This window comes from Streptomyces sp. NRRL B-1347 (assembly GCF_000720325.1).
Lineage (GTDB): Bacteria > Actinomycetota > Actinomycetes > Streptomycetales > Streptomycetaceae > Streptomyces.
On sequence record NZ_JOJM01000005.1, the window covers coordinates 48501 to 60811 of the forward strand.

The 12311-nt window shown below is 72.3% G+C and carries 10 protein-coding genes; 5 read left to right on the top strand and 5 right to left on the bottom strand.

Annotated features, from left to right (window positions below):
- Positions 1-225: 225 nt before the first annotated feature.
- Positions 226-1749 carry a methionine--tRNA ligase gene (locus tag IG74_RS0107610; protein ID WP_030671692.1) on the bottom strand — a complete coding sequence of 508 codons (1524 nt, stop codon included), beginning with the start codon at positions 1747-1749 and terminating at the stop codon, positions 226-228.
- 350 nt (positions 1750-2099) lie between these two features.
- Between IG74_RS0107610 and IG74_RS0107615 the strand changes: the two genes are divergently transcribed.
- Entirely contained in the window at positions 2100-3347 is a 1248-nt protein-coding gene (locus IG74_RS0107615) for an MFS transporter (protein WP_051854682.1), read from the top strand.
- A gap of 10 nt (positions 3348-3357) precedes the next feature.
- Here the strand turns inward: IG74_RS0107615 and IG74_RS0107620 are convergent, their stop codons facing one another.
- Complete coding sequence (locus tag IG74_RS0107620) at positions 3358-4230, bottom strand: aldo/keto reductase (RefSeq protein WP_030671696.1); 873 nt, start codon at positions 4228-4230, stop codon at positions 3358-3360.
- 267 nt (positions 4231-4497) lie between these two features.
- Positions 4498-5196, bottom strand: coding sequence for a type 1 glutamine amidotransferase domain-containing protein (locus tag IG74_RS0107625; RefSeq protein ID WP_030671698.1), 699 nt, complete (start codon positions 5194-5196; stop codon positions 4498-4500).
- A gap of 236 nt (positions 5197-5432) precedes the next feature.
- On the opposite strand from IG74_RS0107625, the gene IG74_RS0107630 reads away from it, so the two are divergent.
- From IG74_RS0107630 to IG74_RS0107645, 4 genes are all read left to right on the top strand, one after another.
- Positions 5433-6089, top strand: a complete 657-nt coding sequence (locus IG74_RS0107630) for an NADPH-dependent F420 reductase (RefSeq protein ID WP_030671703.1) — start codon at positions 5433-5435, stop codon at positions 6087-6089.
- Positions 6090-6379: 290 nt separating this feature from the next.
- A complete protein-coding gene (murJ, locus tag IG74_RS0107635; protein WP_037824770.1) occupies positions 6380-7942 on the top strand; it encodes a murein biosynthesis integral membrane protein MurJ in 1563 nt (520 codons plus the stop codon).
- Between the two features lie 226 nt (positions 7943-8168).
- Positions 8169-9908, top strand: a complete 1740-nt coding sequence (locus tag IG74_RS0107640; protein WP_037824823.1) for an ABC transporter ATP-binding protein — start codon at positions 8169-8171, stop codon at positions 9906-9908.
- A gap of 77 nt (positions 9909-9985) precedes the next feature.
- Positions 9986-10786 (top strand): maleylpyruvate isomerase family mycothiol-dependent enzyme, encoded by an 801-nt coding sequence (locus IG74_RS0107645; protein WP_030671711.1) that lies wholly within the window; start codon positions 9986-9988, stop codon positions 10784-10786.
- A 200-nt stretch (positions 10787-10986) separates the two neighbouring features.
- Here the strand turns inward: IG74_RS0107645 and IG74_RS0107650 are convergent, their stop codons facing one another.
- A complete protein-coding gene (locus IG74_RS0107650; protein WP_030671712.1) occupies positions 10987-11505 on the bottom strand; it encodes an RICIN domain-containing protein in 519 nt (172 codons plus the stop codon).
- 178 nt (positions 11506-11683) lie between these two features.
- Positions 11684-12154: an Lrp/AsnC family transcriptional regulator gene (locus IG74_RS0107655; RefSeq protein ID WP_030671715.1), complete on the bottom strand. Its 471-nt coding sequence runs from the start codon at positions 12152-12154 to the stop codon at positions 11684-11686.
- Positions 12155-12311 lie beyond the last annotated feature (157 nt).

Consider the following 12311-nt stretch of genomic DNA (forward strand, 5'->3'; position numbering starts at 1 on the left):
TGTGCTCGAAAAGGCCGACGCGAAGGGGTGTGAATCTCTCGACGTCTTACGGGCGTTGAGGGTTCCACGGCTTGGCCGCGGGTCTCAAGTGCGGGCGCACAGGTGTGCACCGGTCGCTCGGGTGAGGTGGTGGGCGCCCCTGAGTCGCCGAATGTCACGATCAGTTGTCGCCCGGCTACGAAGTCCGACGTGCTGGCCCGTGCCGTCCTGCGGCCCGCTGGGTGCTCAGTCCCCGGGCCCGTCGACCCGTGCGAACAGGGGCCGTGCCGCTGGGATGCGGCCGTCGGCCTCCGTCAGCTGGGCCGCGACACGGGCCGCAGATTCCGGGACGAAGGGGGCGAGCTGGTCGGAGAGCGTGCGGCAGGCGTGCAGGAGGGCGGCGAGGACCGCGTCCAGGTCGGCGCCCGCCTGCCGGTCCCCGGCGCGCTCGGCCTTGGCCAGCTCCCAGGGGCGCGTCGCGTCGACGCAGCGGTTGGCCTCCTCCACGATCCGCCACACCGCGGCCGTCGCCCGCCGGAAGTCGAAGTCCGCCAGGGCCGCGTCGATGTCGTCCCGCACGTGGCGACAGGCCGCGTCGAGCCGCTCGGTGCCCGCGACGACACCCCTCGTACGGGGGAGCCGGCCGTCGCGGAAGCGGTGCGCCATCGTCACGACCCGGTTGACGAGGTTCCCGAGGCCCCCGGCGAAGTCGGCGTCGGCCCGGACGACCAGCCGCTCCCGGGTGAAGTCCGCGTCCCCGACCCGGGGCACGTCCCGCAGCAGCCACCAGCGGACCGCGTCCGTGCCGTACGCGGCGGCAAGCTCCGCCGGGTCGACGGTCGTCCCGCCGGACTTGCTGATCTTGCGGCCGTCGACGGTGAGGTAGTCGTGCACGAGGACGTCCGTGGGCAGCGGCAGGCCCGCCGACAGGAGCATGGCGGGCCAGTAGACGGCGTGGAAGCGCACGACGCCCTTGCCGGCGAGGTGGACGCGGCGGGTGCTCCCCTCCCACCAGCGGGTGTATGCGGGGTCGTCGGTGCCGAGGCCGAGGCTGGTGACGTAGTTGCCGAGGGCGTCCCACCACACGTACACGACCTGGCCGGGGTCGTCGGGGACGGGGATGCCCCAGCCGCGGGCGCGGGTGTGCGAGCGCGAGACGGAGAAGTCGTGCAGGCCGCCGTCGATGAGGGCGAGCACCTCGTTGCGGCGCGCGGCGGGTTCGACGCGCAGCTCGCCGGAGGAGATCAGCTCGCGCAGCCGGTCCGCGTACCGGGAGAGCCGGAAGAACCAGTTCTCCTCCGCGACGAGCTGTGGCTCGGTGCCGTGCTCGGCGCAGCGCCCCTCGACGAGCTCGGCCGGGGTGTAGAACTGCTCGCAGCCGACGCAGTACAGGCCCTCGTAGTGCTTGCGGTACAGATCCCCGGAGGCCGCGCACCGGCGCCACAGCTGCTCCACGCCCACGCGGTGGCGCGGGTCGCGGCTGGTGCGGATGAAGTCGTCGAAGGAGAGGGCGAGCGGTGCGCGCAGCGCCGCGAAGGCCTCCGCGTTGCGGTCGACCAGGTCCTGCACGGGCACGCCTTCGGCCTGGGCGGCCAGCACGTTCTTCAGGGAGTTGTCGTCCGTCCCGCTCAGGAAGCGGACCTCGTCGCCCCGCTGGCGCCGGTGGCGGGCGAGGACGTCCGCCTGGACGAGTTCGAGCGCGAAGCCCAGGTGCGGGCGGGCGTTGACGTACGGGATCGTCGTCGTGACGTACGTACGGGGTGTGGTCATCGGAACCTCCAGTGGGAGAGGCGGGGCTCCGAGCCGGAAACAGAACGAGGCCCCGACTCGGGGCCTCGGAAACGCGAACGTCCGGTATCAGCAGCCCCGTTGGCGGGGCATCATCGCGAAGCGGTACTCGGACGTGATCATGGCGGGGATGGTAGCAGCCGTCGACGGGAGGGTGCCGGGGAATTTCCGGCGGGGCGGTGGCGCGGCCCGGCGTCAGGCCTCCGGCAGGCTCAGGGGAGCGAGGCGCGCGGGGACCGGACGCGGACTACGACGTCGCGTACCTGCCAGACCTCGGGTGGCACCCCCTGCTGGACTGAGGTCCGCGATCAGCCCCTCACCAGGACGGACCCATGCCTTCCGCCACCGCCGCCGCAGCCCTGCCCGCCTCCGGAGCGCCCGCCGCGCACGCCCGGCCTCCGCTCGTCCGCTGGCTCGCCGTCGTCTCCGTCACGATGGGGATCTTCGCCATCGTGACGGTGGAGATCCTGCCCATCGGCCTGCTGCCCGCCATCGGACGCGACTTCCGGGTCACGGACGGCACGGCGGGGCTGATGATGACCATGCCCGGCCTGCTGGCGGCACTGTCCGCCCCTGTCGTGACCATGGCAACCGCACGTGTGGACCGGCGCACGATGCTCGGCGCCTTCATGCTGCTGCTCGCGGCCGCCAGCGCACTCGCGGCGGCCGCGCCCTCCTACTGGCTCGTGCTCGTCTCCCGCGTCGCCGTGGGCGTCACCATCGGCGGCTTCTGGTCGATAGCGGCCGGTCTTGCCGAGCGCCTCGTGCCCCGGGAGTCGGTGGCGCGGGCGAAGACGGTCATCTTCTCCGCCGTGCCCCTGGGTTCGGTGCTGGGCGTGCCCCTCGGCACCTTCGTCGGGGACGTCGCCGGGTGGCGGACCGCCTTCGCCGCCATGGGAGTCCTGACCGTGGCCGTGTGGGTGGCGATGCTGGTGCTGCTGCCTCCGCTGCCGCCCGCCGAAGCCGTGCACCCGAGGGTCCTGCGCGGACTGCTGCGCCGCTCCGGGATCCGGCTCGCGCTGCTCATGACGTTCCTCGTCGTCCTCGCGCACTTCGGCACCTATACGTACGTGGCGCCCTTCCTGGGCGAGGTGACGCAGGCGGGCCCGGGCCTCGTGACCCTCTTCCTGCTTGCGTACGGCGCGGCCGGTGTCGTCGGGAACTTCGTCGGCGGGGCGGTGGCGGCGCGTCGGCCGCGGGCCGCGTTCGCCGCCGCGGCGGGCCTGATCGCCCTGGCCACGCTGCTGTTGCCGGTCGTCGGGCGGTGGGCGGGCGGCGCGGTCGCGCTGCTCGTCGTCTGGGGAGTCGCGTACGGAGCCGTACCGGTGTGCTCGCAGACCTGGTTCGCCGTCGCGGCGCCCGGGGCTCCGGAGGCGGCCTCGGTCCTGTTCACCGCCTCCTTCCAGGCGACCTTCTCGCTGGGCGCGCTGGTCGGCGGTGCCGTGGTGGATCAGGCGTCGGTGGCCGCGGTGATGGTCTGCGGCGGTCTGGTCGCCGCGTCCGCCGTGCTGCTCGCGCGCGGCGCGGGAGGGGCGGGCGGCCCGGCGCCCACCGTGGCCGGTGAGCGCCGGGAGCCGTGACGGGCGGAGGTCAGACCGCGGCTTGGAGCGCCTCGAACTGGGCGTCGGTGAGGGTGATCCCGGCGGCCGCGGTGTTCTGCTCCAGGTGCGCCACCCGGGACGTGCCCGGAATGGGGAGCACCACGGGGGAGCGGCGCAGCAGCCAGGCGAGGGCCAGCTGTGAGGGGGAGGCGCCCTGCTCCTTCGCGGCGGCGTCGAGCGGCCCGCCCGGGCGCGCGAGTTCGCCGGTGGCCATCGGGTACCACGGGATGAACGCGATGTTCTCGCGCTCGGCGTACTCCAGGACGTCCTCGGAGGCGCGGTCGGCCAGGTTGTACTTGTTCTGCACGGAGACGATCTCCGCGATCGCGCGAGCCTGGGCGAGCTGCTCGACGCTCACCTCGGACAGGCCGATGTGACGGATCTTGCCTTCCTGCTGGAGCTGCACGAGCGCCCCCAGCTGGTCGGCGAGCGGCACCTGCTCGTCGATGCGGTGCAGCTGGAGCAGGTCGATGCGCTCCACGCCGAGGTGGCGCAGGCTCAACTCGGCCTGCTGGCGCAGGTACTCGGGGCGGCCGATGGGCTCCCACTCGTCCGGGCCCGGGCGGCTGAAGCCGGCCTTGGTCGCGATGACCAGGTCGTCGGCGTACGGGTGCAGCGCTTCCTTGATGAGGACCTCGTTGACGAACGGGCCGTAGGCGTCCGCGGTGTCGATGAGGGTCACGCCGAGCTCGACGGCGCGGCGCAGTACGCGGACGGCCTCGTCCCGGTCCTTGGGCTCGCCCCAGGCGCCGGGGCCGGTCAGCTGCATGGCTCCGTAGCCGAGGCGGTGGACGGGCAGGTCACCGCCCAGGGCGAACGTGCCCGAGGCGGCGGCGGGACGCGAGGTGTTCGGGGTGCTCATGGGGAGCGGTCCTTTCACAGCGTACGGTCGCGACACATGGATCACAACGTACGAACGACACGGCATGGGTGACACGAGGTGTGTGCACCGAACCTATGCGCAACGGGAGGCGAAGAGCGGCTTCGGCCGGGCACCGGCAGACTGTCGGCCGGTGCCCGGCAGCCGCTCCCCACGCGCAGGTGAGGCGTCACGTCGGACAGGACAGGACGGGACAGCCCGGGACAGGGCGGGGCGGTGCGGCGCAGGACGTTCCGCCGCCCACGGCCCTCAGTCGGCCAGGTGCTTGAGGAGCTCGGCGGCCACCCCGGCGGAGGACGCCGGGTTCTGACCGGTGATCAGATTGCGGTCGACGACCACGTACGGGGCCCAGGGCTCGCCCTCCTCGAAGGCGGCGCCCGCCTCGACGAGACGGTCCTGGAGCAGCCACGGGGCCTTGTCCGCCAGACCGGCCTGGCTCTCCTCGGCGTTGGTGAAGCCGGTGAGGCGGTGGCCCGCGAAGGCGTTGGTGCCGTCGGCCGCGGTGGCGGCGAGGAGTGCCGCCGCGGCGTGGCACACGGTGGCGAGCGGCTTGCCCGACTCCAGCGCGCGGGCCAGCAGCCTGCCGGAGGCGGCGTTGACCGCCAGGTCCTCCATGGGGCCGTGGCCGCCGGGGTAGAAGACGGCGGCGTAGGCGTCCAGGTCCACCTCGTCGAGCGGGACCGGGGAGTTGAGCTCGGTGAAGGCGGCGAGCGCGGCGGCGGTCTCCGCGGCGCCCCGTTCGCCGCCGGTCACCTCCGGCGCGAGGCTGGCCCGGTCCACGGGCGGTACGACGCCGCCCGGCGTGGCGACCACGATCTCGTGGCCCGCCGCCTTGAGGGCCGCGTAGGGCGTCACGGCCTCCTCGGCCCAGAAGCCCGTCGGGTGCGGGGTGCCGTCGGCGAGGGTCCAGTGCGCGGCGCCGGTCAGCACGAAAAGAATCTTCGACATGCCCCGAAGGTAGGCCGTCCCAGTCATAGGCGGCCAATAGGAGAACGAGTCGCTGCCATTGGATATCCGATGGCAGGGCGGGAATGGCCAACGCCGGGCGGCCCCGCGCTCCGCGCCCTGTTCATCGCCCTGTTCATCGCCCGTTCACAGAGAAATAGACCATCCGCTCCCGGGGTTGGAGGCACACATGCGTCGACGGCATCCGGTCGCGACGCGTCCTGGCCCTGGAGGACCTCATGAAGATCGGCATCATCGGCGCGGGCGAGATCGGCGGGAACCTCACCCGCCGTCTGACCGCGCTCGGCCACGACGTGTCCGTGGCGAACTCCCGCGGCCCGCACACGCTCACCGCCCTCGCCGAGGAGACCGGGGCCACGCCCGTCACCGCGGCCGATGCGGCGCGCGGCGCCGAGGTCGTCGTCGTGACGGTCCCGCTCAAGAGCATCCCGGACCTGCCGTCGGGCCTGTTCGACGAGGCGGCCGACGGCTTCGCCGTGATCGACACCGGCAACTACTACCCGCAGCGCGACGGCAAGATCGAGGCCATCGAGAACGGCCTGACCGAGAGCCGCTGGACCGAGCAGCACGTCGGCCACGCGGTCATCAAGGCGTTCAACGGCACGTACGCCGCGGACATCCTCGACAAGCCGCTGCCCGCGGGCGACCCCGACCGCATGGCGCTGCCCGTGGCCGGGGACGACCAGGCGGCGAAGCGGACCGTCCGCGACCTCATCGACGCCATCGGCTTCGACACCGTCGACGCGGGCGGCATCGACGAGTCCTGGCGCCAGCAGCCCGACACCCCGGTGTACGGGCTGCGGGCGGGCACGGCGGAGGTCACGAAGGCCCTGGCGGCGGCGAGCCCGGAGCGGCCCGACACGTTCAAGGCGTAGGCCCGGCACCGGCGGTCGGGCCGGCGTCACCTTTCGGCCTGATCGTCACCCCTGGGTAGATTGGCGCGATGACGGAGGGGACGAACACCCCGGCGGGCTTGCCGCCGGCGGATCGACGACGGGGACACGGACGACGCGGACGGGGCGGCGGGAGAGGCCGGCACGCCGCCCCGAAGCGCGGCGCCAAACCGAGGAAGGTCACTGCCGGGCCGGGGGAGGGCGGCGGGCCGAGGAGGAGGGGCGGCGGCGGTCCGGGGAAGGGCGGCGGCCTCGCCCGCTCCTCGCTCCTGATGGCCCTTGGCACCGTCGTGTCCCGCGCGACGGGCCTCATCCGCCAGGTCCTCCAGGCGGCGGCACTCGGCACCGGCCTGCTGGCCAGCACGTACAACACGGCGAACACCGTCCCGACGGGCCTGTACACCCTGCTGATCGGCGGCGCCCTCAACGCCGTGCTCGTACCGCAGCTGGTCCGCGCCCGGACGACGCAGCCCGACGGCGGCCGGGCCTACGAGCAGCGCCTGGTCACGCTCGTGCTGTGCGTGCTCGCCGCGGGCACGGCGCTCGCGGTCTGGGCGGCTCCCCAGATCGTCGGCCTGTACATGCGCGACACCCCGGAGCACCACGAGGCGTTCGAACTCACCGTCGTCTTCGCGCGGTTCCTGCTGCCGCAGATCTTCTTCTACGGGATGTTCGGCATGCTGGGGCAGGTCCTCAACGCCCGGGAGAAGTTCGGCGCGATGATGTGGACGCCCGTCCTCAACAACGTCGTCCTGATCGGCATGTTCGGCGCCTATCTGAGCCTCATGACGGCGCCGGACCGCGTCGGGGACATCACCGCCGGCCAGGTCCGCCTCCTCGGGATCGGCACGACCTGCGGCATCGCCCTCCAGGCGCTCGCCCTCATCCCGTACGTCCGCGCGGCGGGCTTCCGCTTCCGGCCGCGGTTCGACTGGCGCGGCGCGGGCCTGCGCAAGAGCGCGCGGGCGGCCCGCTGGACCCTGCTGTTCGTCCTCGCCAACCAGGTCGCGCTCACCGTCGTCACGAACTACGCCAACGCGGCCGACCAGCAACTGCCCACCGCGGGCGCCGGATACACGGCGTACTCGTACGCGCAGACCATCTGGCTCCTGCCGCAGTCCATCGTCACCGTCTCCCTGGTCACCGCGCTGCTCCCGCGGCTGAGCACGGCGGCGGCGCAGGGGCGCACCGACGACCTGCGCGGCGAGCTGTCGCGCGCGCTGCGCCTGACCGGGGTCGTCATCGTGCCCGCCGGGTTCTTCTTCCTCGCGCTCGGCCCGCAGACCGCGGCCCTGCTGTTCGGGCACGGCACGGCCGACGCCGCCTCCGTGCAGCCCCTCGGCCAGATGCTCCAGGCCTTCGGCCTCGGACTGATCCCGTTCTCCGCCCAGTACTTGCTGCTGCGCGGCTTCTACGCCTTCGAGGACACGCGCACGCCGTTCTGGATGGCCGTGTGGATCGCCGCCGTGAACATCGCCCTGGCCGCCGCCTGCCACCACCTCCTCCCGGCGCGCTGGGCGGTCGTCGGCATGGCGGGCGCGTACACGCTGTCGTACGCCGTGGGCCTGCTGCTCACCGCACGGCTGCTGCGCAGGCGCCTCGGCGGGCGCATGGACGGCAAGCGCCTGCTCCGCACCTACGGCAAGCTCGGCCTGGCCGCCGCCCCCGCGGGGGCGCTGGCCTGGGCGGTCGCGCACGGCTTCGCGGCCGGGGCGGCCGCGGGCACCCTGCGGACCGCGCTCGCGCTCGCCACCGGCGCGGTCGCGATGGGCCTCGGCTATCTGCTGCTCGCCCGGCTGCTGCGGGTCGGTGAGCTGCGGCTGCGCCTGCGCTGAGGCGCTGACTGGCTGGAAATCGATTCTCGAATATCTGTGCGGCCGTGTCAGGCAAGGTGCCCTCGCGCTGCGTCCTGCCAGGTGTGACTGGTGCTGATCCTTCTTCCGTGAAGCGGCCCATGCCGAGAGAGACCCGACCGAGCAGACCAAGGCTGAGCAAAACGTGACTGAACACAGCGGTAAGGAGCCCACGAAGGCCGAGAGCGAGGCGGGCAGGCCCGAGCGCCTGCCGGCCAAAGAGACCTGGAGCGTGCTCTACCGGCACTTCCGGCCGCACCGCGGCGCGGTGGCGCTCGGCGCGCTGTTCACGCTCATCGGCGCGGCCACCGGTCTCGCCCAGCCCGTGGCCATCGAGGAACTGGTCAACCGGCTGTCCGACGACGAGTCGATCTCCTCGATCCTGATCCTGCTGACCGGGCTCCTCGTCATCGGCACCGCCGTCGAGTCCATCGGCAGCTACGTCCTCGAACGCACCGCCCAGTCCGTCGTCCTGGACTCCCGGCGCTCCCTGATACGCCGTCTGCTGCGGCTGAAGGTCAGCGAGATCGAGCGCGTACAGCCCGGCGATCTGATGTCCCGCGTCACCTCGGACACCACGCTGCTGCAGGCCGTCACGACGCAGTCGGTGGTGTCGGCGTTCTCCGGCGCCCTCACCGTCATCGCGACCATCGTGATGATGGCCTTCATGGACGCGGTGCTGCTCGGCGTCACCCTCGGCGTGATCGTCCTCATCGGCGGTGCCACCGCCCTGGTCATGCCGCAGATCTCCAAGGCGACCGAGCGCTCCCAGGAAGCCGTCGGCATGATCTCGACCGCCCTGGAGCGCGCCTTCGGCGCCTTCCGCACCATGAAGGCCTCCGGCGCCGAGCGGCGCGAGACGGCCGCCGTGGAGGAGGCCGCCCACGAGGCGTGGCGGTACGGCGTGAAGTCCGCGAAGTGGCAGGCGGTGGCGTGGAGCTCCATGGGCTTCGCCATCCAGGTGTCGTTCCTCGCGGTGCTCGGCGTCGGCGGCGCGCGCGTCGCCAACGAGTCGATCTCCGTGGCCACCCTGGTGGCGTTCCTGATGCTGCTCTTCTACCTGATCGACCCGGTGAGCAGGCTCGTCGACGCGGTCACCCAGTACCAGGTGGGATCCGCCGCCGTCGCCCGCATCGTGCGGGCCGAGCGCATGGAGACCGAGGAGCTCGACGAGCCGTCGCCGCGCGCGGCCGGGGCGGAGAACACCCCCGCCTCCGTGGCCTTCGACGACGTCACCTTCCGCTATCAGGACGAGCTGCCCCTGGTCCACCACGGCGTGAGCTTCACCGTCCCCAGCCCCGGCATGACCGCGTTCGTCGGCCCGTCCGGCGCGGGCAAGACCACCGTGTTCGGACTGGTCGAGCGGTTCTACGAGGCCACCGGCGGCCGCGTCCTCGTCGACGGCAAGGACGTGCGGGACTGGCCGCTCGCCGACCTGCGCGCCACCATCGGCTACGTCGAGCAGGACGCGCCCGTCCTCGCGGGCACCCTGCGCGAGAACCTCGTGTTCGCCGCCCCGGACGCCACCGAAGCCGACCTCCACGACGTCCTGGTGCGGTCCCGTCTCGACGCCCTCGTCGAGCGGCTGCCCGACGGCCTCGACACGGTCGTCGGCCACCGCGGCTCCAAGCTGTCCGGCGGCGAGCGCCAGCGCGTGGCCATCGCCCGCGCCCTGCTGCGCAAGCCCCGGCTGCTGCTCCTGGACGAGGCCACCTCGCAGCTCGACGCGGTCAACGAACTCGCGCTGCGCGACGTCGTCGCCGACGTGTCCCGCGAGGTGACGGTCCTGGTCGTCGCGCACCGCCTGTCGACGGTGACGCTCGCGGACCAGATCGTCGTCATGGACGCGGGCCGGGTCCGCGCGACGGGCACCCACGACGAGCTCGTGGCGGAGGACCCGCTGTACGGGGAGCTGGCGGCGACGCAGTTCCTGGCGACCGCGTCCTGACGCGCGGGCCGCGGCGCCGGGCGGTGGCGTGAACAAAGCCCGCGCCGGGGCCCGAGGGCATGATCTACCGTGAAGGCATGACCAAGGTCACCTTCGATCGTCACGTATCCGAAATCATCACGCAGGCAGAGCAGTTGAGGACCCAGGTCAAGGACGCCGACCTCGCGGTGCCGGTGCGGACCTGCCCCGGCTGGAGCCTCGGCAACCTGCTGCGGCACGTGGGCGGCGCGCACCGCTGGGCCGAGGCCGTGGTCCGCACCCGGGCGGGCGGCCCCGTGCCCCACGACCAGGTCGACGACGTCGCGGGGGACGACGCGGCCGACGCCGCCGCGCTCGCGGACTGGGTGGTCGAGGGCGCGGCGCTCCTCGCGGACACCTTGCGCGCGGCGGGCCCCGACGCTCCGGTGTGGACGCCCGCGCCCGGCGGCACCTCGGAGTTCTGGGCGCGCCGCATGCTGTTCGAAACGGTGCTGCACCGGGCGGACGCGGCCGTCGCCGTCGGCGGTCCGTACGCCCTGGCCGCGGACGTCGCGCTGATCGGCGTGGGTGAATGGATGGAGTTCACCGTGCTGCCGCAGGTCTACGAGTCCGATGAGCACCTGCGCGCCCTGCTCGGCCCCGGCCGCACGGTCCACTTCCACGCCACCGACGCCGAGCCCGCGAGCGCGGGGGAGTGGCTCGTCGACCTCACCGGCGACGCCATCACGACCCGGCGTACGCACGAGAAGGCCGCGGTCGCGGTCCGCGGCCCGGCCGCCGCCCTGCTGCTGGCCCTCTACCAGCGCGAGTCGGTCCTCACCGAAGGCCCCGAGGTCATCGGGGACCGGGCCCTGTTCGAGCAGTGGCGCGAGACGGTGAGCCACTGGCTGCGGAAGTGAGGTCGAGCGGGTCCCTGGGCCGGGAGGGGAAGGGCGAGCCGACGGTCGGCGAGGGCTTCGCCCGCCCCCCCCGGGCCCCTGGCGGAGCTGTTCTTGGGCGAGCCCCATGCCTTCGGCGAGCCCTGTGAACGTGTCTTGGGTGAGCCCCGTGAACGTGTCTTCGGCGAGCCCCGTGAAAAGACCAGGGGCGCGGACGGCCTTCAGTGCGATCCGAACCACGTGTTCTGCGCGGGATCATCCTCGGTGGCACTGTAGACAGCCCCGGACTCACGAGCGGTCAGGAAGACGTTGTAGCTGGTCAGCGCCGACATGATGGACTTCTGGTCGTCGTTGTAGTGGAAGCGCATGCCGTCCCGCCACTCGCACCGGCTCGTCCAGACGGCGTTGTTCTCCCAGCTCTTGTTGTCGGTGGCCAGGCAGAGACCGGTCGCCTTGTTCTGGAGCTGCTTCATCGGGAACGGCCCCGAGTCGTCGCCACGCCAGTCCCACTGCTGGAAATTGCTTCCGTTGCACTTGGACATGAAGACGCTCGTCGTGCCGCCGTTGATCTTCCCGCCGGTGAGGCACTGGTTGCCGCTCAGGTAGATGTTCCTGAAGGTCCAGTACTCGGGGGCCGGAGCAGCCTGGGCGGAGGCGGGCTGCAGGACGCAGATCCCCGCTGCGAGGGCGAAGGCCGCGACTCCGGTGCTCAGACGATGCGTCATCCGTGTGGTGTGCATGAGCAAAACCTAAAGGGCCTGCTCGGCGGGCGATCGAGGGCGAATGGGAGGAGAACCTGAGGAAAGGGGTGGGGATCGGCGAAGCGCCGGTGAAGATTCACTTTCCCGTGCGGCGGCGGGCGACGGGAGGCCCGCCCTTCTTCGGTGTCTCTTCACCTTCCGCTCCGAGGCCGAGTGTTCAGGACTTCGGCGCCCCCCGGTCCACGGGCAGACCGCGCGGCTCCTTGATGCGCTTCATGATGATCTGGGAGTTGACCTCGGTGACCCCGTCCAGGGCCGTGAGCCGCTCGATCCACAGGCGTTCGTAGGCGGCCAGGTCGGCGACCGCGATGCGCAGCAGACAGCCGGGGCTGCCGAAGAGGCGGTACGCCTCGATGACGTCGGGGATGTCCTGGAGCGCCGCCTCGAACGCCTCGACCGTCTCCCGGTCCCGGCGGACCTCGATGGAGACCAGGACCTCGAAGCCGCGGCCGACCGCCTCCGGGTCCACGACCGCGCGGTAGCCCTGGATCACCCCGTCCTGCTCCAGCTGCCGCACCCGCCGCATGCAGGGGGAGGCGCTGAGGCCGATCCGCTGCGCCAGCTCCTGGTTGCTGAGACGGCCATCCTTCTGAAGCTCACGCAAGATATCGAGATCAATCCGGTCCATGGCGCAATTCTGCACTACCTGATCCGGGATCTCAGGGTTGATGTCGCAATCCGATTGCGCAGAGACTCACCTATTCTTGCGACGCGACTGTCCGTGAACCTCGGGCCGTCGGTTTCGATGCGGCCGCGCGGTGCCACGAGCGGCGCCCGGCCGCACT

Excerpts from the sequence above, each read along its gene's own strand:
- IG74_RS0107610 (WP_030671692.1), bottom strand. The coding sequence starts at position 1,749 with ATGACCACACCCCGTACGTACGTCACGACGACGATCCCGTACGTCAAC.
- IG74_RS0107615 (WP_051854682.1), top strand. The coding sequence starts at position 2,100 with ATGCCTTCCGCCACCGCCGCCGCAGCCCTGCCCGCCTCCGGAGCGCCC.
- IG74_RS0107620 (WP_030671696.1), bottom strand. The coding sequence starts at position 4,230 with ATGAGCACCCCGAACACCTCGCGTCCCGCCGCCGCCTCGGGCACGTTC.
- IG74_RS0107625 (WP_030671698.1), bottom strand. The coding sequence starts at position 5,196 with ATGTCGAAGATTCTTTTCGTGCTGACCGGCGCCGCGCACTGGACCCTC.
- IG74_RS0107630 (WP_030671703.1), top strand. The coding sequence starts at position 5,433 with ATGAAGATCGGCATCATCGGCGCGGGCGAGATCGGCGGGAACCTCACC.
- murJ (WP_037824770.1), top strand. The coding sequence starts at position 6,380 with ATGGCCCTTGGCACCGTCGTGTCCCGCGCGACGGGCCTCATCCGCCAG.
- IG74_RS0107645 (WP_030671711.1), top strand. The coding sequence starts at position 9,986 with ATGACCAAGGTCACCTTCGATCGTCACGTATCCGAAATCATCACGCAG.
- IG74_RS0107650 (WP_030671712.1), bottom strand. The coding sequence starts at position 11,505 with ATGCACACCACACGGATGACGCATCGTCTGAGCACCGGAGTCGCGGCC.
- IG74_RS0107655 (WP_030671715.1), bottom strand. The coding sequence starts at position 12,154 with ATGGACCGGATTGATCTCGATATCTTGCGTGAGCTTCAGAAGGATGGC.